The sequence below is a fragment of the Streptomyces sp. NPDC026672 genome (genome assembly GCF_040638185.1).
GTDB lineage: Bacteria > Actinomycetota > Actinomycetes > Streptomycetales > Streptomycetaceae > Streptomyces.
Window position 1 is genome coordinate 126,650 of the sequence record NZ_JBEZXS010000019.1, and the last position, 19,013, is coordinate 145,662.

Here is a 19,013-nt window from a genome sequence, read left to right on the forward strand (position 1 = left end):
GCGGTCGGCGCCATGCCCGCATTGTCCACCCGACACGCCACCCAAGGCCGGGCCTCTCACCGGTTTCGATATCGAGCTCAGGCACTCAGGACGGAATGACGAACGGGATGTCGTGAAGGACACGGTGATGAGCGATACGCCATCCACCGCCCTCGCGCACCAGATCGGTCTCGTAGTAGCCGCTTTCCTCGGGGGTGATGGTCCCCTGGGCGCCGCGGGTGCCTTCGGGCCAACCGCCGGCCGGCTGCTCCGCCCCGCGTACGCGGAACATCATGAACTGCGCGTTCACCTGGGCACGGTCACCGTCAACCGTGACGAGATGGTCCGAGGTGACGTGGTGGCTCCAGTTGCCCGGCTCGTGCGGGGGCATGAGGTGGTCGTAGATGTGCACGAGCGTGTCCCGGCCCCGGGTGGGAGGCGCGAGCTCGACGCGCCCACCGCTGCCGTCGTGCTGGAACACTTCGATCAGTACGTCCTCGGTGAACAGCGTGCCCAGGGCGGAGCCGTTGCGGGTGTCGTTGGCGCGTACGTAACGGGCCAGAACCTCAATGATTTCTTCGCGGTCAGTCATAGGCCTAGTACACCGCGCAGGGTCGGCCGGAACAATGATCACCTGGGTATGAACACATACTCAAAAGGAATCGATCCCCGTGCGGTCGGTCCGGATGGCCAGTCAGCAGGGATCCGCGCTGATCAGAGAAGACACCCGCCAGAGAGTGCCTGGTGAGTGCTGTGGGAACCATTTGCCTGCTGCCATACTCTTGGAGTATGGATCGCATGGAGACCCGTGAGATGGAGCAATTTCTGGCTGTGGCTGAGGAACTGAGCTTCACCGGGGCAGCGGAGCGGCTCGGTATGACGCAGCCGCCGCTGTCGCGTGCTGTCGCCCGTCTGGAGCGCCGGATCGGGGTACGGCTGCTGGAGCGGACCAGTCGGCGCGTTGTGCTGACACCCGCCGGGGAAGTGGTCAGCCAGGAGTGTCGGCGCCTGCTGCGCGAATTGGACACAGTCACAGCACGTGCCCGGCGAGCCGCCGAGGGCGACCGCCTCGCGCTCGCGGTACGCCCAGGCATGGGCACCGACCTGCTCCTACGATTGCTGTCGGCGGCCGAGTCACACCAGCCCGAGATCGTCTTCACCCACGATCAGGCCGCTGCGGTACGCCACGGCCTCGCCGACTTGGCGCTGCTGTGTCGGGAGACCGACGATCTCAGCGGCCTGGAGACCACCGAGGTCGGCTGGGAGGATCCCGTGGCGCTCCTTCCCGCCGACCATGCACTGGCCGACGGCACGGCCGTGATGACCGACGAACTGCGGATCGATCCTCGGTGGCGGGAGCGCTGCCCGCCCGTCGGACTCGATGAGATCCTCGACCGGGTCGCTCTCGGGAAGCTGATCACCATTGCGGGATCGGCCACGGCACGGCGGCTCATCCCGGGGGTGGTCGCCGTTCCGGTGAGTGATCTGCCGACGACCGTGCTGGTGCTCGGGTGGCCCAATCACCTGGCCCGGCCGGCAGCCACCACCTTCGCGAGGCGCGCCAGGCTACTCGCTGCCGACACCGATCTCCCGACCTGAGACCAGGTCTTCGACGTCCTGCATGGGCGGTGGTGAATGCGTGCCATCGCTGGGCATCGAGGAATTCACGATCGGCCAGGACGAGCCGACTTGGCCGACCGGCCACGGTGACTTCCCCGGTGCGACAGCTGGCGAGTTCCGCGTCCAGCCTGACTGCCCACTTCAGCCAAAGCAGCGATCCGTACCTGCACAGACGCGCTCCTGCTCGGCCCGCGACCGCTACCCGAAGTCGGTGCCGAGCAGCGCCTGAGCGGGCAAGGTGCGCACCTCCAGCGGGGTGACGTCATGGCCCTGGAGGCGGAGCCGGTCGTCCAGGTGACGCAGGAGTCGGGTGGTGCGGGAGGTGGGGGAGGGGCTTCCGGAGACGGACAGGATCGAGGCCATGGCGGGACCTTCCGGAGTCGGGGTTCAGACGGCGTGACGAGCGGGCGGCGCGATGCTCACCAGGCGCTCGACCGCACCGTGATCAGGGGCCGCAGGTCGTTGCGCAGGTTTTCCAGGAAGGTGATGACCTCGGCGGCCACCGTGCGGTGCTGGAGGTCGTTGAGGACGTCGTGGTGGGCGTCGTGGACGACCGAAAGGCGGGCCCGGGCCAGGGACTTGGCGGTACGGGCGAGCGCCTCGTGGTCGGCGAGGGGGTCGGCGTCGCCGACCAGGAGCAGGGCCGGGACGTCGGCGTCGCTGTTGTACGCGGCGGCGAGCACGGCGTCCGGTATTGCGTCGTCGAGGGAGCCGCGGCGCACCTCGGGGTCCTGGGTGAGGGTGCTCCGGTGGGTGGGGCAGGAGGTGCGGACGTCGAGTTCCTCGTCCCAGGTGCCGGCGGCGGGGGTGGCCGCGGGCGCGCGGCCTGGGAGGCCAGCGAGGACCACGGCGTCGGGCTGGCGGGCCGTTTCCCGGGCGAGCAGCGCGGCGATCGCGGCGGCGCCCGAGTCGGCCCCGACCAGGACGAGGGGGCCTACGGCCCCCTCCTCGGCTGTCGTGTTCTCGGCGGCCTCGGTGAGGCGGGCCGCGAGGGAGGTCAGGTCCTCGGTGGTGAGGTCGGGGGCGTCGATCACACGGACTCGGTAGGCGTCGGCGGCGAGCCGCCTGCCGAAGCGGGCGTAGGTCGCCCGGGTCTCGCCACGGCCGGGCACGACGAGGACCGTGCCGCGGACGAGGAGGCCCTCTGGGCCGAAGTGGTCGCTGTACTGGGTCATGTCACACTCCTGCGGATGCGGATTCGGCCGCCTGCGCGGGCTTCCAGCCCAACGCGGGTGCCACTTCGGTCGCGATGAGCTCGAGGGCACGGATCGTGGCGTCGTGGTCGGGGACGGCGGGATTGAACTGGGTGATCAGGTCGGTCGCGACGGGCAGCACCTTCTCCCGCCCGAGGGCCGCGACGATCTCCTTGGGATGGCCGAAGAACGAGTGGAAGCGGCGCAACGCCTCGTCCGCGTTCACACCCTTGGGGAACGCGCCGTGCTCCGCCATGCGCAGCGCGGCCCGGTGGACGTCATCGCCGATCGCCGCGAGCGCGGTGCGCCGGTCCTTGGCCGGGAACACGAAGCGGGACAGACCGATGCGCGGGCGGTGCGGCCGGTCCCAGGCGGCCAAGTAGGCATCGGCCCAGGGACGTTGGACCTCGTCGGTGGGGGCGTCGTAGCCGTAGGCGGCCCGATTGAGGAGCAGGTTCGAACCGCTCCGCGCGGCGAACGCCGCCCCCTGCTCGCTGAACACCCCTTGCCAGACACGGTCGTTGAAGTCGCCGGGCCGGGGCTGGATGCGGAAGCCGGGGGCGCCCACCTCGCGGCCGTCGAGGGCCTGGGCCACGATGTCGAGGTTGTCGCTGGTGAGTTCACGCTTGCGGGCCGCGGCCTTGCCGAACGCCGCGTACTCCAGACCGCTCGACCCGCTGCCCGCGCCGAACTCCACGCGGCCCCCGCTGAGCGTATCGACGGTGGCGATGTCCTCGGCGAGCCGGACCGGATCCTCCAGCGGGAGGACGCTGATGGCGGTGCCGAGCCGGAGGCGTGGTCTCTCGCTTGTCATGGGGTGGTGGCCTCTCCGTGTCAGGCTGTGGTGGTGGCCGGAGCCGGTGTACGCGGCGCCGAAGACCCGATCCACCCCAGCACCTGGTCGAGTACGGCACCGGCTCCGGCACCGGGCAGCCGGGTGCCGCGCCAGGCCACGTGCTGGTCGGGACGGACCAGGACGTTGGTGGTGCCGTAGACGGCACGCGCGGCCGGGTCGGTGAGGTGGACGATCGTGAACGGCAGGGAGCGGGCAGCGGCTTCGGCGGTGAAGGACTGCTCGACGGTTCGGTCCTCGGTGAGGACCAGCAGGCCGAAGGAGGCGCCGAGGCGGTCGTAGAGCGTTCCGCCGTGCGGGTCGACGGGACCGTCGGGAGCGCGGTGGCCGGGGCGTGGGTCGTCCTCGTAGACGTCGGCGCGCCAGGGGGGTTCGGCGGCGAGCTGGCCGGGCTCGTACCAGACGACCGCCGAGGAGTCGTACCGCTCGTCGAAGGTGACGCCGTCACTGCCGGAACGGTCCCGGCGCAGGCGTGCGCCGATCTCGGCCCGCCGCCGTACAGCCTCGTCGCCGTGGTCGGCGTCGTCGGGGATCCCGCCGGCCCGGATCTCGGCCAGCGTCGTCTGCGTGCGGCGTGCACGCTCCAGGGAGTGGTCGGCGACGCGCCAGTTGTGCGGGCGGCGCTCCTGGTCGTAGGAGTCGAGCAGGCTCGGCGGGGCATGGCCGTCGAGGACCGCGGCGAGCTTCCAGCCCAGGTTGACGACGTCACCGATGCCCTCGCCCAGGTTGCCGCCGGGCGTACGCACGTGTGCGGCGTCACCGGCGAGCAGGACCCGGCCGCGGCGGAACGTCTGCGCGATCCGGGTGGCGTGGTAGAAGGTCGTCGCGGACACCAGGTCCAGCTTGATGTCCAGGCCGAACGCCGCCCGCGCGATGTCCAGCAACTCGCCCTCGGCGGGCTCGTGTTCGAGCGGATACGGGCCGGCGTACACCCGCCACTCACGGGTGCTCACGGCGGCCAGGAAGCCGGACGCGCGGTCGTTGACGACGATGTTCGTGGCACTCGGCGCGGGTCCCACCCGGTCGGAGATGTCGCCGGTGCGGACGATGAGACGCAGCCGCTTCTCGTTGGCGCGCTCCCCGGTACGGTCGACGCCGGCCAGTTGGCGGGTGGTGCTGCGGCCCCCGTCGGTGCCCAGGACATAGGCGGCCCGAATGGTGTGCGAGCGCCCGGATCCGACGTCCACGACCTGCGCGTCCACACCGTCCGCATCCTCGCTGAGACCGGTCAACTCCCAGCCCCCGGACACAGGTACGCCCCGCTCCGTCAGATGGTCGAGGAACACCCGCTGGAACACGGTCTGCGGACGGCGCAGCGCCTCGTCCGACGAGTGTCCGGCGGCGCTCGCCCGGTCGGTGAACGACGGGGCGGGCACCGGCGCCAGTTCGTGCCCGGCCAGGGACGTGACCAGCCTGGTGCCCCGGTGCCACTCCGGCGGGTACGTCCACGCGTCCCGGACGCGTTGGAGCAGCCCCCAGCGCCGCAGATGCTCCACGACCCGAGGGGTGTGGCCCATCGCACCGGCCCGCACCAGGGTCGCGGCGCGGGCGCGGTCGACCACGGCGGTCCGCACGCCCCGCGAGGTCAGCTCGACGGCCGCCGCGAGGCCCACCGGGCCCGCGCCGACGACGAGGACGTCGACCGCCGGCAGGGGAGTCGTGGTGGGGAAGCGGACGGTGTGGACGTCCCGGCCCCCGGTCGCGGACAGTTCGTTCATGGCGCGGGCCTCAGCCGTTCTCGAGGCGGCGCTTGTGGGTGTGCTGGTTGGCCGGGACCGGCAGGCCGAGGTTGCCGCGCAGGGTGTCGGCCTCGTACGCGGTACGGAACAGGCCGCGCTTCTGGAGGATCGGTACGACACTGTCGATGAAGTAGTCGAGTTCCTCCTCGGTGCGGAAGGCGAGGTTGATTCCGTCGAAGGCGCCGGCGTCGAACCACTGCTGGATGGCGTCGGCCACGGTCCGCGGGTCCCCGACGAACGGAGACCGGCGGAACTGGTTCACGGATTCCGCCACCTGGCGCAAGGTCAGGTTCTCGCTCCGGGCCTGTTCGATGAGCTGCGCGGCCCCCGTGCGCCCGCCCTTCTCGGCGAGGTGGGCGACATCCGGGAAGGGCGCGTCCAGGTCGTGCACGCTGAAGTCGTACGCCCCGAAGGAGCGGCCGAGGAGCGCCAGGTTGCGGTCGAAGTCGTCGTCCTCCTCGAAGATCTCCCGCTCCCGACGGCGCGCCGCCTCGTCGGTGGCGGCGACGACCGGGCCGCCGTGGATGAGGATCTTGACGTGGTCCGGGTCGCGGCCGTAGGCGGCGGTGCGCTTCTTGATGTCGGCGTAGTAGTCCCGCGCCTGCTCCAGGCTGCCCCCGGGCGCGAAGATGCCCTCGGCGACCTGCGCGGCGAGATCACGGCCCTCCTCGGACACACCGGCCTGGAAGACCACCGGCTGGCCCTGCGGGGAGCGGGAGAGGTTCAGCGGGCCCGCGATCTTGAAGTGCTCGCCCGCGTGATCGAGTGCGTGCAGCTTGGCCGGGTCGAGGAACACACCCCGCTCGACGTCAGCCGGGAACGCGTCGTCCTCGTACGAGTCCCACAGACCCCGGGCGACCTGCACGAACTCCAGTGCCCGGCCGTAGCGGGTGGAGTAGTCAGGGTGCTCGTCGAGCCCGAAATTGCGTGCCGCGCCGGTGTCGAAGCTGGTGACGACGTTCCACCCGGCCCGCCCGCCGCTGATGTGGTCGAGCGAGGCGAAGCGGCGGGCCAGGTTGAAGGGCGAGTTGTACGTCGAACTCGCCGTGCCCACCAGGCCGAGGTGCTTGGTGTGGGTGGCTACGGCCGACAACAGGGTCAGTGGTTCGAGGCGGTTGAGGTAGTGCGCCGGATAGGTGGCGTTGATGAACTGGCTGTCGACGATGAACAGCGCGTCGAACAGGGCGTGTTCGGCCGTCTGCGCCAACCGGATGTAGTAGTTGACGTCGATGCTGGCATTCTTCGCGACCCGCGGGTCCTTCCACAGACCGTGCTGGCCGGGACCGCCCACCCCGTAGGGGTGGAGGGCAAGGTGGAGCTTTCGGGACATGGTATTTCCTTTTCGGACAGTGGAGTTGACGTAGTGTCAGACATGTAGCAGGGCGCGCAGGACGACCTTGCGTTCGGCCCGGCCGACCGCCGTGCTGCGCAGGGTCGCAGCGGACCGTACGAGCAGGCGCGTGTAGTTCGGCCGAGACTGGTTGACCAGGCCGAGCACGACGAGCGCCGGACCGAGCCCGTTGCGCAGTACATGCCCGAAGAAGATCCGGTGTGGGCTGAGCCCCCGGACGACCGCGCCGGTCGCATGGTTCTCGCGGTAGGCGATGAGGCTGCTGCTCAGCGCTGCCGGCATGTACCCGGTGGACGGGAGCACATGCAGGCCCACCGCGAACACCGCGACCAGTACGCTGCCGACGACGAAGGCGGGCATCACCGAGATCACCATGGCGAAGACCGTGATCATGCCGGTGATCAGTGCGAGGAACGCCATCGCGAGGCTCATGCCCAGGCCGAGGCCGATGAGCGTGGAGATGCCGGCGCCGTTGGTCCAGCTGGTGCCGAGTCGTCCGTGCGGGACGCCGCCCGGCCAGTCCACGTACTGGAGGAGGAAGGGCCGGTTGAGGCCCCACTGTGCTTCAACTCTCGCCATCGTTTCTGGAGTCGCTTCCTCGCCCGGCTGGATCCGCGCCGGACCGAGCCCGCTCAGCGACCGTAGCGCCAACGTCATGAACGTCGCGATCAGGTAAACGGGCACGAAGATCGCGATTGACCGGGCGAGGGTGACCAGGACGCGGCCCAGCGTGTGCCGCGCCCCGGTCGTGGCGCCCCGGTGACGGACGTCGGCCGGTGTGGCCGGTGCCTCCGTCGTCGTCATGGTCTGCCCCCTCTCTGTGTGGACTGCCTGCGAGTTGGCGGACGGTCAGTTGCCGCCGGAGACGGTCACACCGGTCCAGTCGATGTGGGCCGGATTCCTGGGCAGGGCGGAGACGGACTTGCTCTTGGCGATGAGGTTGGGCGACGAGTAGGTGAAGACCAGCGCCTTGCTCTGCAGTCCGGCCCGGGTCGCCGCCTGGAGGACCTTCGCGTAGTCGGGCGAGTCCAGCGGGGTCTCCCGGACCTTGGCGATGGCCGCCTCGAAGCCGGCGGGCTTGTAGGGCGAGCTTAGGTTGAGCGGGCCGTTCGGACCGAAGTGCGCGGTCAGGGTCTGCGCGGCCGAGTCACGTCCGGTCGTCCCATACAGCGAGAACGTCAGGTTCTTGGCGAAGAACGGGGTCGCCCAGTTCTTGTTGATCTTGATGGTGACGGTGATGCCGACCTTCGCCAACTGTGACTGGACGATCTCCGCCTGGGGGTCCTCCGCCGGGATGACGAGGTTCAGCTTGATCTGGCCTGCCTTGTAACCGGCCTCGGCGAGGAGCTTCTTGGACTTCGCCGGGTCGTAGGCGTAGTCGTTCGCGGACTGCGGGTCGTAGGCCACGTACCCCTTGGGGAACGGTTGGTTGGTCACCGAGCCGTAGCCGAAGGTGAGTTTGTCGACGAACTCCTGGCGGTTGATCGCGTAGCGGACCGCGTCGACGACCTTGTCGTTGTTGAACGGCGCCTTGTTGATGTTGAGGCTGATGTTGTTGGCGTTGAAGCCGGGCTGGACGAACACGTCGAGCCCTGCCTTCTTGGCGTCCTCGGCCTGACTGGGTTGGATGTCTGCGAAGTTGTAGACACCGGTCTGGAGCCCGGAGACGACCGTCGACGCGTCCGGGGCCGAGGTCAGCTCGACGTTGTCGATGTGGATGTCCTTGGCGTCCCAGTAGTCCGGGTTCTTCCGCAACAGGACCTTGGTGCCCGGCACGAGCTGCGTGACGATGAACGGGCCGGCACCGACCGGGTTCTGGTCCAGCTTGGTGGGGGACTTCGCCGCCTTCGGGCTGGCGATCTGCAGGACGCGCTCACCGAGCAGTTGGGGGATCTGGTAGTCGACCTGACTGAGGTGGAGCACCGCGTCCAGCCCCTCGGCGTCCACCGACTTGATCGAGGTGAGGTCGCCGAAGAGCGCTGAGTTCTTCTGGTTCTTGGCCCGTTCGATGGCGGCCTTCACGGCGGCGCCGTCGACCGGCTCTCCGTCGCTGAACTTCAGGCCCGGCCGCAGATGGAAGGTGATCTCGTCACCGTTGGCGTTGTACTCCCAGCTCTTGGCCAGGTCTGGCACGGCTTTGCCGCTCGCGTCGGTACGGGTCAACGAGGCATAAACGAGGGCCAGTTCGCGGAACTGAGCACCACTGCCGCTGACCACCGGGTCCCAGTGGGTGGGGAAGTAGGAGGAGGCCCACTTCAGCGTGGCGCTGCCGCCGGCCGTGGAGGTGTCCCCTCCGCAGGCGCTGAGCGTGGGGACCAGCACGGTGGCGAGAGCGGCCCCCAGGGCGGCGGCACGCAGTCGACCGGGCCGGAAGGCCGCCCTGTTTCTGCGTGGCGTGAGTCGTCCGGACATCTTTGTTTCTTTCTTCGAGAGCTCCCGGCCGCGCCGGGGCGGCGGAGGGGGAGCAGGGGCGGCGCACCCGGACACCGGACGCCACACGCACCGGGACGACGGGCATACCGGTGCGGCTTCGCGGGGCACGACGGCATACCACGCCCAGGACAGGTGTCGGCGGAGCGCAGAGGGGACCGGGATACGGAGGCAGAGTGAAAGGCGGCGAGGCGCGAACGACGCGCCGCGAGCGGACGGAGCGCCGGTCGGCGAGGCGGCGGGCGCCGGTACCTACGGGAGCGGAGTCAGGCGCCTGTGGGTCGCGGGCGGCGGGTCAGCGACAGAGAGCGCTACAGGTGCGCCGCAGGTCCACGTAGCGGCACACCACACCGGGGTGCGTCGTGAGCATGTTCCACATCCTGGGGCCCACCGTCGGCGGCTGTCAATGGACACCAATTGGTATCTCATTCGGCGGGACGGCCTCTGACCGCTGCTCAGAGGACCGGTCGGTCGCGGAGGGAGCGCCGCGGCCGACCGCGGGGGTGCACTGTGGCCTCCTCGGGGTACGGCCATAGCGGACCGTTGCCGGTGTCGACACGGCCGGCACCGCACGGTGTCCGACGGCGCCGCGCACCAGCAACGTCGCCAGCGCGTACCGGTGTTGACCGTCGGGTCCTCCTTGGCGGCGCTGTGATGAGGCGATTCGCAGCCGTGCACCGACAGCACCTCGTCGACCGGTTGGCGCGCCTCGATCCGGTCGACGCGCGCCCGCTCCAGCACATCCGCCGACGCCGCGTCGGTCGCGAGCCGGCCGACATCCAGGCCGGGAAGACCCGAGGCCGTGGACACCGCCAGGGCGGAGGTGCCCGCCGGCTCCCCGAGCACGAACACACTCTCTCCCAGCCGGCGCAGCACCCGACCGTCCGCGTCCGGCGCCCTGCGCCCCGGCCGCCTTGGCGACCAGCGAGGCCAGCAACGAACTCGCGGCAACGCGCCGCAGGTGGACGGCCCGCGGGGCACGGGTGTGGGCGCTGATGTCCTCGACGTAGCGCGCGTACCAGGCGGTTTCCGCCGCCAGGTCGGGCGCTGAGCCGTCGTCGAAGAGGATGCGGTATGCCCGACGCCAATGGACCTGCCCCGCGAGCGTCGCGCGGAGCCGACGGAACACGTGTTCCGAACCCCGGGCGCCCAGGGGTACAGGGGATTGGCCTCGGGAAGGCGGCGGCTTCGGCCTCGATACGACGCCACACCCCTGGGAGGCTGGAAGCGGGACCGGGGTAGTCGAGTCCGGCCGGCGGTTCACCCGGTTCGCCTCACACATTGCATGAACATTGCCGCAGGTGAAGCTGAATGGACATCTCTTGACATCCTTTTCGTAGCGGCTCTAGCGTCCCCAACCATGAGCGAGCCGTTGACAGCCCCCGGCGAAGGTTTCCACCCCCATCTTCACGATGTCGCAGGACAGCCGGCAGCCCCCTTGCGCTCCCGTCTGCACCACATCCGCGCCGACGCCCTCGACGGTGACACGGCACAGAGCGGCGGCATGCGCAGATTCGCTGCGGTGAGCGGCAAGATGGTCGGCTCCGAGAAGTTGTGGATGGGCGAGACCCACGTAGCCCCCTCCACCTCCTCCTCCGACCATCACCACGGCGAGTCCGAGACCGCGATCTACGTGGTGAGCGGACACCCCGAGTTCGTCTTCCTCGACGATACGGGCCCGGAGCCGGAGGAGGTACGCCTGTGCACCTCCCCGGGGGACTACATCTTCGTCCCCCCGTTCGTGCCGCACCGCGAAGAGAACCCGGACCCGGCCGATGAAGCCGTGGTGGTGATCGCGCGCAGCACGCAGGAGGCGATCGTGGTGAACCTTCCGGGGCTGTATGCGCTGAGGGCAGGGGAGTCCTGAGGAGGACTCGCGGCGTGCTTTGCCCCCTGCGCAGGCCGTCGTCCGGCCGTCTGCTCCGGGTCGGTGGCGTGTCCGCGTCGGCCTGGATCTCGGAGGTGGTGCGGCACTCCACCGTGGAGAGCTTCTTGCCGGCGAGCCGGACGACGTGGAAGTGGCCGACGACGATCGCGTGCGCCAGGCCGCTGACGCCCTGACGGTCGAGCTATGGAGTGCACCTGGCCAGGCGCTGCGCTTCTCCGACCACCGCGGTACAGATGTCGGGCTGCGGTTGCCGGCGGACCGCCCTGCCGTTACGACGCCGTGACCAGTTGTGGCGACTCGGCCTCCTGACGTTACCAATTTTGGTGCCGCCGGAGCCATGCCGTAGTGGACGACTGCGGTGAGCGCTTCGTACTCCCAGGCGCCATGGAGGCGGTGTGCCTGGGCGAACGGCTCGCGGGGTGCATCTCCGGCCGGACCGGGTCCTCCGGAACAGGACTCACCGACCCGTCCTCGGAAACGCCGGGGGAGCGGGGCGCCGGCCCAGCTCGGGGGCGATCAGATGCCGTACGTCGTGCAGGATCTGCTCGTACTCCTCGCGATGGAACTCGTACGGCAGCTCCAGGCGCAGCTCCGGGTCACCTGTCCGAGGCCGCGCGTGAGAACACTGTCTCGACGACTACCGAGCCGGCGATCAACTGCCCGACCAGCAGACCGGCGACCGTCAGCGCGGGCAGCGACGTGTTGCGCAGCGCATGCCGCAGATGAACGCCGGCGCCCGGCGCCCTTGGCCCGTGCGTTTGTTCTTCGCTGCAACTCTCCGCTCGTGGCCCGACGCCGCGCCGCCTCCTCGAATCCGGTTCCGACATCGAGGTGCTTGAACCACCGTATGTATGTGGCGACTTGGCCGAGCCGGGTGCGTTTGCACAGACGGCCGCCCGGCACCCGTCAGCCCGATGCCAGGCCACGGAGGAGCAGAGACAGTGACTGGTGCGGGCTCTGTCCCGCGGTGTCGACCACGACGCGCGCACGGTCCCACGGCTCGTACTCCCGGTCGACAACCTGCTGCCAGTCCGGCAGCGGCAGGCCTGGAATGTCGGTCGACCGCGAGGTTACGCGGCGCCGGTGTTCCGCCGGATCCGAGCACACCACCTCCACCTCGATGACACGAGCGCTCGTCCCGACGGCCGTGTCCCGCCAGGCGTCACGCGTCACCCTCAGCGGATTGACCGATTCCGCGATCACGGTCAGCCCCTGCCGCAGATGTTCCTCGGCCAGGGCATATCCCACGGCATAGCCCATGGGACCAACCGGGTGCCGGGCCATCCCGGAACTGACGATTGCCTGCTCGATGGTGTCGACCCGCGGATGCACCGCACCGATCCGGGCCGCCAGGAGACGCGCGAGCGTGGTCTTGCCGGTACCGGGCAGGTCACCCATGACGATGAGCACAGGAGCATCCCTCCGTCAGCCGTCGCGAAGAAGCGCAGTGCGCCTGGTCGCTGCGCACGAAAAGTTCGTGCAGATCGCGGACCGCCCGCGGAACGGAGCCGGAATGGCGGCGCCGCAATACAGCAGTACGTCGGTCGCATCCCCCAGGGCATCACCTGGGCCGCCCATCGCGTCGGGCAGTCCGATGGCGAACTGGCGGCACGCGGCACCGTCTTGGCCACCCTGCTGCGCACGCTGAATGCGCCGGAGCGGAGGTTCGACTCCGGGGAGCACGTGCTGGGTGGTGAACTCACTCTGGGTGAAGCCCAGTTGCGCGCGGCGCTCGTGCAGCTGGACGCGGCGCACAGCCTCCGCCTGGACGCCACCCCGGTGCACCGCATCACCGAGCACCCCCACATGGGGGCGTACGCACGGCGGTCGGCGGCACACCCTGCCTCGCTGTGTAACGGCCCGTGACACGGCTGATACCGACGTGAGCAGACCTTTCCGGTATGGATGTGCCCGTGTCGGAAGATGCTGGACGGCCGGCTCCCTGGGCCCGCTGGGTGCGGCGAACTGCCCTGCGGACGCGCTCGGCGTCGCGCAGGCGGACCGCCGCCGCGTCTCACGAAGCCCGGATTACCACTGAGGACCCGGATTACCACCGACGGGTGTCCCGATCGCGGGACCGTCCCGGACGGCCGTCTCAGGTCGCGGGTACGTACTTGTACCCCACGCGTCGCACGGTGACGATCCGCTGCCGGTGGACCGCGCCCAGCTTTCGGCGCAGACGTGCGATGTGCACGTCGACGGTGCGTCCGTCCCCCAGGTGAGGGTGTCCCCACACATGCTCGACCAACTGTTCGCGTGTATGGATCCGATGCGGATGAATCACGAGCCGGGCCAGCAGGGCGAACTCCAGGTAAGTGAGGTCGAGTTCCTTTCCCTCCAGCTCGGCGACATGGCGTTCGGTGTCGATACGGATCGGGTTGCCAGCCGAGGCCGGCTGGTCCTGCGTGTGCGTCGGGAGCGGTACGGCGTCGGAGGTGACCGGGTGGATCTGTGGCCGCAGCCCTGCGTCGGCGAAAAGGGCGGCCGGGTCGACATCCTTGGGAAGGAACACCAGATAGCCGACGAGCGGTGATCCGTCGTCGGGAGGTGTGCGGTCCCCTCCTTCTTCTTGCGTGTCTTCATACACAAGATGCAGGCGACGAGGGGTGGTCGGTGAGGCGTGGAGCAGAGTGAGGTGAGGCGAGGGTGTCGACGCCATGGCTGTAGTTCCTTCTCGGCGTAGGGGGAGTTGTATAGGGGGGCAGGTCGAGGCGTCGAGCCAGATAGATAGAAACCCGGACGAGCCGGAGGCACTGTTCGATGGGAGATCGCTGGAGACCTGGCCCGGCGACGGCTCAGCCACCTGTTGGACCTACGAGTCGAAGGAGAGGAAAGCGATGGTCGACCAGGTGCGCCCCAGAGCGCCGGTCGCTTCCTAGCCGCGTCGGCAGACGGCGCTGGCCACTCGACGGAAGTCGACGTGCAGGCGGCGTACAAGAGGCAGCTGCGCGCGGGACATGGCCCCATGGTGGGTGAGCGCATCGACGGCGTCAACGTTTCCCTACTGAATCGGTAGGGATAGTGGGGAATCTCACTGAGCGGGGCTGCTGGAAGTGGCGGTTGACGCAGTGGTCCGAACAGCGGCGGTCAGTTCGGACAGGGCATCAGAACGTGCGCCATGAGGCGGTTTCGGGAGGACCCGGTGCAACGGCGGGCGCGGCCAGGGCGTCGGGCTGTGATGAGGAACAAGATGACGACAGTGACGACGTAGTTAGTCGTGACCGGTAGTCCGGCGAGGGCCGGAGGGCGAGCCCACGCGGCCGCCCAGGGCCGTCTAGCCGACGAGTTCGCCCACGAGCGCGGCGACTTGTTCCACTTCGATGAGGAAGCCGTCGTGACCGTACGGGGATTCGACCACCCGGACGTGATCCGCTGTAGGGATCCCGGCCGCCAACTCCGCTTGCTGGGGCAATGTGAGGTAGCTGCCTGCGTCGAAGCGGCGCACGAGCTTGGCGGCGTGGTGGTCGAGGTAGGACTCGACCTGGTACCGGCCGCCGGTCCAGGGGTCTTCCGTGCCCTGCGGCGTGCGGCCGAAGCGGACCTGAAGCTCCGGCTCGCTGCGGTAGGTGACGTGGGCGAGGCGACGGGCCAGGCCGAGTCCCGCGTGCGGGCCGAGTCCGGGGCCGGCGTCGTGGTAGTCGCCGCCGCGCCAGTGAGGGTCGCCGCGGATGGCGTGGAGCTGGATGTTCGCCCAGGCGATCTGCTCCGCGCGCGCTGCGGCAGTCGTGGCGAGCAGCAAGAGCGCCCGCGTCCGTTCCGGATGCGACACGGCCCATTCCAGCGCCCGCATTCCGCCCATCGACCCGCCGACGACCAGTGCCCAGCGGTCGATGCCCAGCGCGTCCGCCAGGTCCGCCTCGGCGGCCACCTGGTCACGCTGTGTCAGGAAAGGGAAGCTGCCACCCCAGCGGCGTCCATCCGGTGCGAAGGACGCCGGCCCGGTGCTGCCCTGGCAGCCGCCCAGCGCGTTGGGAGCGACGACGAACCAGCGGTCGGTGTCCAGTGCCAGACCGGACCCGACGAGCCCGTCCCACCAGCCTGGGGTGGGATGACCGGGTTCGGCCGGACCGGCGACATGGCTGTCGCCGGTGAGCGCGTGGAGCACGAGTACGGCATTGGACCGGTCCGGTGCAAGCCGTCCCCAGGTTTCGAACGCGAGCCGCACACCGGGCAGTTCACCTCCGGCTTCGAGCGGCAGCGGTTTCTCCCGTACGTGCCGTTGGCGGCGCCCCGGAGGGTACCCCTCCCGCCAGGCCCCGGAGGCCGGCGGGAGGGGGACCTCGGATGTCGCCAGTACGGTGTTCAGGACGCGCCCTTCGCCGCACGGAAGCCTGCCTCCAGGTCCGCCTTGAGGTCGGTGCGTTCCTTGAGTGGGGCAACGTAAATTGCCCCAATGGCTACGGCCCCTTCTCGGTGCTCGTTGACAGCAAGACGAACTGGCGCGTGCATTTCGCTTTTGTTGACGAGGATGGCGGTGAGGTCGATGTTGCGCAGGTGGACAGCGTTCTCGGGCCCGGGTACTACGCCTGGGAGGCCCAGGCGTCCGGTGCCGGCAGCTGATCACTGGCACTCAGGCGCCGGCGGCGCGGAGTTTGATGGTCTGCAGGAGTGGCGGTCATGCTCCGGCGGTGGTGGGTCAGGGAGGCACGTGAGCGACTGGTGCCCCGCGGAGGGACTGTATTGCTAGGTGAGTAGCCGCTTGTGGTGTCGGTGGGTCAGGGCGGGCGTGCCCGCGACCGCTGCGGCTGCCGCGATGCTTCCTCCGGCGACCAGGAACGGTGTGTCGTGCTCGGCGACTGCTGTCGGGTGGGGTTTGTGATGCGCAGCCAGTGAGAGGAACACGGATGCGTAGACGGCGACGCCGAGTACCGGGCCCAGTTGCATCAGTGAGGTGAGTACGTCGCTGGCGTCCGGTGCGTCGGCCGGTGCGATGTAAGTCATCGCCGCGTTGTCGGGGTCGTGCAGTCTGGGTGGCATTCAGCCGGAGGCCGCTTCGATGACGTCGGCGTGCTTCTCCGCCTTGGTGGTGAGGGCGTCGGTGAGGGCCTGGATCGTCGTGAGGTCGGGGAGGGCGATGACGAAGTACTCGAAGCCGGCGGTGCGGTGGGTGTGTTCCGGGTCCAGCCGCAGGGCGAGGTCCGGGCTGCTGTGGGGGTGGCGCGGGTAGGCATCCGTCAGGTGTCCGGTTTTGATGACCTCGGTGGGTTTCTGGTAGGTGAGTACGTGGGCGTACCAGCGGATCAGCGGATCGATCGTTCGTGGTCGGCGGCCGGGAGTTTCAGGTGGTGAACGCTGCTCAGGCGCGGGATCTTTGTCATGAATGTGTCCAAGTATGGTTGCCGGGCGGGCTCCGGGAGGGGCGTTGTGGTCATGCGGGCCGGGGGTCCGGGTGTGCAGGGAGCGGCTTTCGGCTGCGGGTGTGTCCGCAGCCCGGGGTGCCTCGGCCGGCCCGGGGTGCCTCGGCCGGCTCTGGGTGCCGGCCCGGGGTGCCGGCTCCGGGTGCCGGCTCCGTGGTCCTCGGGGCCGGTTGGTCCTTGCCAGCGGTCCCGCCGGGCCGGATGAGGTTGTGCAGGATGTGCGGGGTCAGACTGCGGTGCGGCGGCCGTCAACGTTGAGCAATGCGCCGGTGACGAAACTTGCCTGGTCGCTCACGAGGAACGCGATCGTCGTGGCGAGTTCGCCGGGCTGTGCGACGTAGCTCAGGGGGGCCTGCGCCGCGAGGGTGTTGATCCAGTCGCCCATGGGTTCGACGAGGGGGGTGAGGACCGTGCCGGGTGCCACGGTGTTCACGCGTACGTGCGGCGCGAACTCGGCCGCCCAGGACTTGGTCAGCAGGTTGAGCGCGGCCTTGCTTGCGCCGTAGGTGCCCAGTTCGGCCACCGAGTACTGCCCGGCCATGCTTGTCACGTTGACGATGGCGCCGCGGCCGCGTTCGGTCATGAGCGGCGCGAGCCGGCCGACGAGGAAGAAGTGCGCCTTGACGTTGGTGCCGATCGTGGCGTCCCGGTCCGCCTCGGTGGTCAGGGCGGTCGAGGCGGGGGTGCCTGTGCCGGCGTTGTTGACCAGGATGTCGACCGCACCGGTCACTTCGAGCGCGCGCTCGGCGAGGTCGATGCCGGAGGTGGCGTCGACCAGGTCCGCGGTCAGGAGAGCGGCCTTGCCCCCTGCGCTGTGGACGGCGTCCACGACCGCCGCGCCGCGTTCCTTGTTGCGGCCGGATATCAGCACGTGTGCGCCGCGTTCGGCCAGGAGCAGGGCGGTGGACCTGCCGATGCCGCTCGTCGAGCCCGTCACCAGGGCGGTGCGCCCCGTCAGGTTGTCTGAAGCCATGGTGTTCTTCTCTGTTCGTTGGATCGCCGGGGCCGTGGGCCGGCCGCGGACATGTGTTGGTCTACGGGCTTGCGGCCCCGGGGCGTGCGGGGAACGGTGATCGGGGAACCGGGGTCTGTTCAGCTGACCGGTTTGTCGAGGACTCCCTTGGAGTGGCTGAACGTGTCGATGGAGTACTCGCCGTGGTAGCGGCCCATACCGCTCGCGCCGACACCGCCGAAGGGCAGTTCGGGCAGGGCCAGGTGGGCGACCGGGATCCCGAAGGCGAGGCCCCCGGAGGACGTCTCCTCGGTCAGCCGCTGCTTGGTCGTCTCGGACTCGGTGAAGGCGTACAGCGCGAGCGGCTTGTCCCGGTCGTTGATGAACGCGATCGCCGCGTCCAGGTCGGGCACGCTGATGACGGGCAGCAGCGGGCCGAAGATCTCTTCCTGCATCACCGGCGCGGCGGGGTCGACGTCGGCCAGCACGGTCGGCTCCAGATAGCGGCTCGACCGGTCGTGGCCGCCGCCGGTGACGACCCGGCCGTCGGCCATCAAGGCGGTCAGGCGCTCGAAGTGCCGGTCGTTGATGATCCGGCCGTACTCCGGGCTGGCCGCCGGGTCGTCCCCGTACAGCTCCCTGATGGCGGCGGTCAGTTCGCTCTCCAGCAGCGCGGCGGTGTCGCCGATGGCGAGCACGTAGTCCGGTGCGACGCAGGTCTGGCCGGCGTTCACGAACTTGCCCACGGCGATCCGCCGGGCGGTGGCCTTGAGGTCGGCACCGGGCTCGACCACGGCCGGACTCTTGCCGCCGAGCTCCAGCGTGACCGGGGTGAGGTGCTGGACGGCGGCGGTCATCACGATCCGGCCGACCACGCCGTTGCCGGTGTAGAAGATGTGGTCGAAACGCTGTTCCAGCAGGGCGGTCGTCTCCGGGACGCCGCCTTCCACGACGGCGACAGCCTGCGCGTCCAGGTAGCGGGGCAGCAGGCGGGCGATCGCCGTCGAGGTGGCCGGGGCCATCTCGCTGGGCTTGACGACCACCGTGTTCCCGGCCGCCAGCGCGCCCACCGTCGGGGCGAGGGCCAGCTGCAGCGGGTAGTTCCAGGGAGCGATCACCAGGACGACACCCAGCGGGTCCCGGACGACCCGCGCCTCGGCGGGAAGGAACCGCTCCAGGACTGCCGCGGGCTTGGGGGCCAGCCACTGCGCGAGATGCCGCACGGTGTGGTCGATGTCGCCGATCAGGTAGCCGATCTCGTAGCGGTCCGCCTCGCTCGGGCTCTTGCCCAGGTCGGCGTGCAGGGCCTTTCGCAGTTCGTCGCCGTTCTCGGTCAGCAGGGCGCGCAGGGCGGCCAGCTGACCCAGCCGCCACTCCAGTGGCCTGGTCAGGCCGGACTCGAAGGTACGGCGCAGCCGGGCGACGACCGCGTCGGCGCTCTCCGAGTGCCTGACAGGCGCCGGTGCTGTTGATGAGGTCATGGTCATGGTCCTTCGGAGGAGGCGGGAGGTGTGCCGGAGCTGCGGGGCCGGGGCGGCACGCCCGGCGGCTGCCCGCACCGACACGTGGGCCAAAAGGTCGCCAACTTCAATGGTTGAAGACCTCAAGCGATGAATCGACGGTAAACCTCAATGCTTGAGGTCGTCAAGCA

Annotated in this window: 18 protein-coding genes and 3 pseudogenes; 4 read left to right on the plus strand and 17 right to left on the minus strand. The window is 69.6% G+C overall.

The window, feature by feature from the left end; all coding sequences use genetic code 11:
- Positions 1-85: 85 nt before the first annotated feature.
- Positions 86-571, minus strand: coding sequence for a nuclear transport factor 2 family protein (locus AB0F77_RS22845; protein WP_361951523.1), 486 nt, complete (start codon positions 569-571; stop codon positions 86-88).
- Between the two features lie 197 nt (positions 572-768).
- Between AB0F77_RS22845 and AB0F77_RS22850 the strand changes: the two genes are divergently transcribed.
- Positions 769-1,578, plus strand: coding sequence for a LysR family transcriptional regulator (locus tag AB0F77_RS22850; RefSeq protein ID WP_361951526.1), 810 nt, complete (start codon positions 769-771; stop codon positions 1,576-1,578).
- A gap of 225 nt (positions 1,579-1,803) precedes the next feature.
- Here the strand turns inward: AB0F77_RS22850 and AB0F77_RS22855 are convergent.
- The 8 genes and pseudogenes from AB0F77_RS22855 to AB0F77_RS22890 all read right to left on the minus strand — a co-directional run.
- Positions 1,804-1,962: pseudogene (locus AB0F77_RS22855) on the minus strand (FMN reductase (NADPH)); the annotation flags it as partial.
- A 56-nt stretch (positions 1,963-2,018) separates the two neighbouring features.
- Complete coding sequence (locus AB0F77_RS22860; protein WP_361951529.1) at positions 2,019-2,774, minus strand: alpha/beta hydrolase; 756 nt, start codon at positions 2,772-2,774, stop codon at positions 2,019-2,021.
- Position 2,775: 1 nt separating this feature from the next.
- The gene (locus AB0F77_RS22865; protein WP_361951531.1) at positions 2,776-3,606 is read right to left on the minus strand and encodes an LLM class flavin-dependent oxidoreductase; all 831 of its coding nucleotides are present in this window, start codon (positions 3,604-3,606) and stop codon (positions 2,776-2,778) included.
- Between the two features lie 20 nt (positions 3,607-3,626).
- Positions 3,627-5,363 carry an FAD-dependent monooxygenase gene (locus AB0F77_RS22870; protein WP_361951534.1) on the minus strand — a complete coding sequence of 579 codons (1,737 nt, stop codon included), beginning with the start codon at positions 5,361-5,363 and terminating at the stop codon, positions 3,627-3,629.
- 10 nt (positions 5,364-5,373) lie between these two features.
- Positions 5,374-6,714: an LLM class flavin-dependent oxidoreductase gene (locus tag AB0F77_RS22875; protein WP_361951536.1), complete on the minus strand. Its 1,341-nt coding sequence runs from the start codon at positions 6,712-6,714 to the stop codon at positions 5,374-5,376.
- Between the two features lie 36 nt (positions 6,715-6,750).
- Positions 6,751-7,539 carry an ABC transporter permease gene (locus tag AB0F77_RS22880; RefSeq protein ID WP_361951539.1) on the minus strand — a complete coding sequence of 263 codons (789 nt, stop codon included), beginning with the start codon at positions 7,537-7,539 and terminating at the stop codon, positions 6,751-6,753.
- A gap of 45 nt (positions 7,540-7,584) precedes the next feature.
- Positions 7,585-9,147: an ABC transporter substrate-binding protein gene (locus tag AB0F77_RS22885; protein WP_361951542.1), complete on the minus strand. Its 1,563-nt coding sequence runs from the start codon at positions 9,145-9,147 to the stop codon at positions 7,585-7,587.
- A 473-nt stretch (positions 9,148-9,620) separates the two neighbouring features.
- Positions 9,621-10,326: pseudogene (locus AB0F77_RS22890) on the minus strand (hypothetical protein).
- A gap of 199 nt (positions 10,327-10,525) precedes the next feature.
- Between AB0F77_RS22890 and AB0F77_RS22895 the strand changes: the two are divergent.
- The gene (locus tag AB0F77_RS22895; protein WP_361951545.1) at positions 10,526-11,032 is read left to right on the plus strand and encodes a cupin domain-containing protein; all 507 of its coding nucleotides are present in this window, start codon (positions 10,526-10,528) and stop codon (positions 11,030-11,032) included.
- Positions 11,033-11,667: 635 nt separating this feature from the next.
- Here AB0F77_RS22895 and AB0F77_RS22900 read toward each other — a convergent pair.
- Both AB0F77_RS22900 and AB0F77_RS22905 read right to left on the minus strand, forming a co-directional pair.
- A pseudogene (locus AB0F77_RS22900) lies at positions 11,668-11,809 on the minus strand (ABC transporter permease subunit); the annotation flags it as partial.
- A 150-nt stretch (positions 11,810-11,959) separates the two neighbouring features.
- Positions 11,960-12,463, minus strand: a complete 504-nt coding sequence (locus AB0F77_RS22905) for an AAA family ATPase (protein ID WP_361951548.1) — start codon at positions 12,461-12,463, stop codon at positions 11,960-11,962.
- A 213-nt stretch (positions 12,464-12,676) separates the two neighbouring features.
- Here AB0F77_RS22905 and AB0F77_RS22910 point away from each other — a divergent pair, with 213 nt between their 5' ends.
- The gene (locus AB0F77_RS22910; protein WP_361951550.1) at positions 12,677-12,919 is read left to right on the plus strand and encodes a hypothetical protein; all 243 of its coding nucleotides are present in this window, start codon (positions 12,677-12,679) and stop codon (positions 12,917-12,919) included.
- Positions 12,920-13,148: 229 nt separating this feature from the next.
- Here the strand turns inward: AB0F77_RS22910 and AB0F77_RS22915 are convergent, their stop codons facing one another.
- From AB0F77_RS22915 to AB0F77_RS22925, 3 genes are all read right to left on the minus strand, one after another.
- Positions 13,149-13,712 carry a winged helix-turn-helix domain-containing protein gene (locus AB0F77_RS22915; RefSeq protein WP_361951553.1) on the minus strand — a complete coding sequence of 188 codons (564 nt, stop codon included), beginning with the start codon at positions 13,710-13,712 and terminating at the stop codon, positions 13,149-13,151.
- Positions 13,713-13,928: 216 nt separating this feature from the next.
- A complete protein-coding gene (locus tag AB0F77_RS22920; RefSeq protein ID WP_361951606.1) occupies positions 13,929-14,012 on the minus strand; it encodes a putative leader peptide in 84 nt (27 codons plus the stop codon).
- A gap of 315 nt (positions 14,013-14,327) precedes the next feature.
- Entirely contained in the window at positions 14,328-15,359 is a 1,032-nt protein-coding gene (locus tag AB0F77_RS22925) for a homoserine O-acetyltransferase (RefSeq protein ID WP_361951608.1), read from the minus strand.
- On the opposite strand from AB0F77_RS22925, the gene AB0F77_RS22930 reads away from it, so the two are divergent.
- Complete coding sequence (locus AB0F77_RS22930) at positions 15,338-15,613, plus strand: hypothetical protein (protein ID WP_361951619.1); 276 nt, start codon at positions 15,338-15,340, stop codon at positions 15,611-15,613. The two genes, AB0F77_RS22925 and AB0F77_RS22930, sit on opposite strands and share 22 nt — an antisense overlap.
- Before the next feature lie 123 nt (positions 15,614-15,736).
- Here AB0F77_RS22930 and AB0F77_RS22935 read toward each other — a convergent pair whose 3' ends face one another.
- From AB0F77_RS22935 to AB0F77_RS22945, 3 genes are all read right to left on the minus strand, one after another.
- Positions 15,737-15,994, minus strand: coding sequence for a hypothetical protein (locus tag AB0F77_RS22935; RefSeq protein WP_361951556.1), 258 nt, complete (start codon positions 15,992-15,994; stop codon positions 15,737-15,739).
- Positions 15,995-16,636: 642 nt separating this feature from the next.
- Positions 16,637-17,383: an SDR family oxidoreductase gene (locus tag AB0F77_RS22940; RefSeq protein WP_361951559.1), complete on the minus strand. Its 747-nt coding sequence runs from the start codon at positions 17,381-17,383 to the stop codon at positions 16,637-16,639.
- A gap of 119 nt (positions 17,384-17,502) precedes the next feature.
- Positions 17,503-18,849: an aldehyde dehydrogenase family protein gene (locus tag AB0F77_RS22945; protein ID WP_361951562.1), complete on the minus strand. Its 1,347-nt coding sequence runs from the start codon at positions 18,847-18,849 to the stop codon at positions 17,503-17,505.
- Between the last annotated feature and the right edge of the window lie 164 nt (positions 18,850-19,013).

Bases quoted from the DNA above. Each gene is read 5' to 3' on its own strand.
- AB0F77_RS22850 (WP_361951526.1), top strand. From the start codon at position 769: ATGGATCGCATGGAGACCCGTGAGATGGAGCAATTTCTGGCTGTGGCT.
- AB0F77_RS22920 (WP_361951606.1), bottom strand. From the start codon at position 14,012: ATGTCCCGCGCGCAGCTGCCTCTTGTACGCCGCCTGCACGTCGACTTC.
- AB0F77_RS22915 (WP_361951553.1), bottom strand. From the start codon at position 13,712: ATGGCGTCGACACCCTCGCCTCACCTCACTCTGCTCCACGCCTCACCG.
- AB0F77_RS22945 (WP_361951562.1), bottom strand. From the start codon at position 18,849: ATGACCATGACCTCATCAACAGCACCGGCGCCTGTCAGGCACTCGGAG.
- AB0F77_RS22895 (WP_361951545.1), top strand. From the start codon at position 10,526: ATGAGCGAGCCGTTGACAGCCCCCGGCGAAGGTTTCCACCCCCATCTT.
- AB0F77_RS22880 (WP_361951539.1), bottom strand. From the start codon at position 7,539: ATGACGACGACGGAGGCACCGGCCACACCGGCCGACGTCCGTCACCGG.
- AB0F77_RS22885 (WP_361951542.1), bottom strand. From the start codon at position 9,147: ATGTCCGGACGACTCACGCCACGCAGAAACAGGGCGGCCTTCCGGCCC.
- AB0F77_RS22940 (WP_361951559.1), bottom strand. From the start codon at position 17,383: ATGGCTTCAGACAACCTGACGGGGCGCACCGCCCTGGTGACGGGCTCG.
- AB0F77_RS22870 (WP_361951534.1), bottom strand. From the start codon at position 5,363: ATGAACGAACTGTCCGCGACCGGGGGCCGGGACGTCCACACCGTCCGC.
- AB0F77_RS22860 (WP_361951529.1), bottom strand. From the start codon at position 2,774: ATGACCCAGTACAGCGACCACTTCGGCCCAGAGGGCCTCCTCGTCCGC.
- AB0F77_RS22935 (WP_361951556.1), bottom strand. From the start codon at position 15,994: ATGACTTACATCGCACCGGCCGACGCACCGGACGCCAGCGACGTACTC.
- AB0F77_RS22875 (WP_361951536.1), bottom strand. From the start codon at position 6,714: ATGTCCCGAAAGCTCCACCTTGCCCTCCACCCCTACGGGGTGGGCGGT.
- AB0F77_RS22845 (WP_361951523.1), bottom strand. From the start codon at position 571: ATGACTGACCGCGAAGAAATCATTGAGGTTCTGGCCCGTTACGTACGC.
- AB0F77_RS22865 (WP_361951531.1), bottom strand. From the start codon at position 3,606: ATGACAAGCGAGAGACCACGCCTCCGGCTCGGCACCGCCATCAGCGTC.
- AB0F77_RS22930 (WP_361951619.1), top strand. From the start codon at position 15,338: ATGTCGCCAGTACGGTGTTCAGGACGCGCCCTTCGCCGCACGGAAGCC.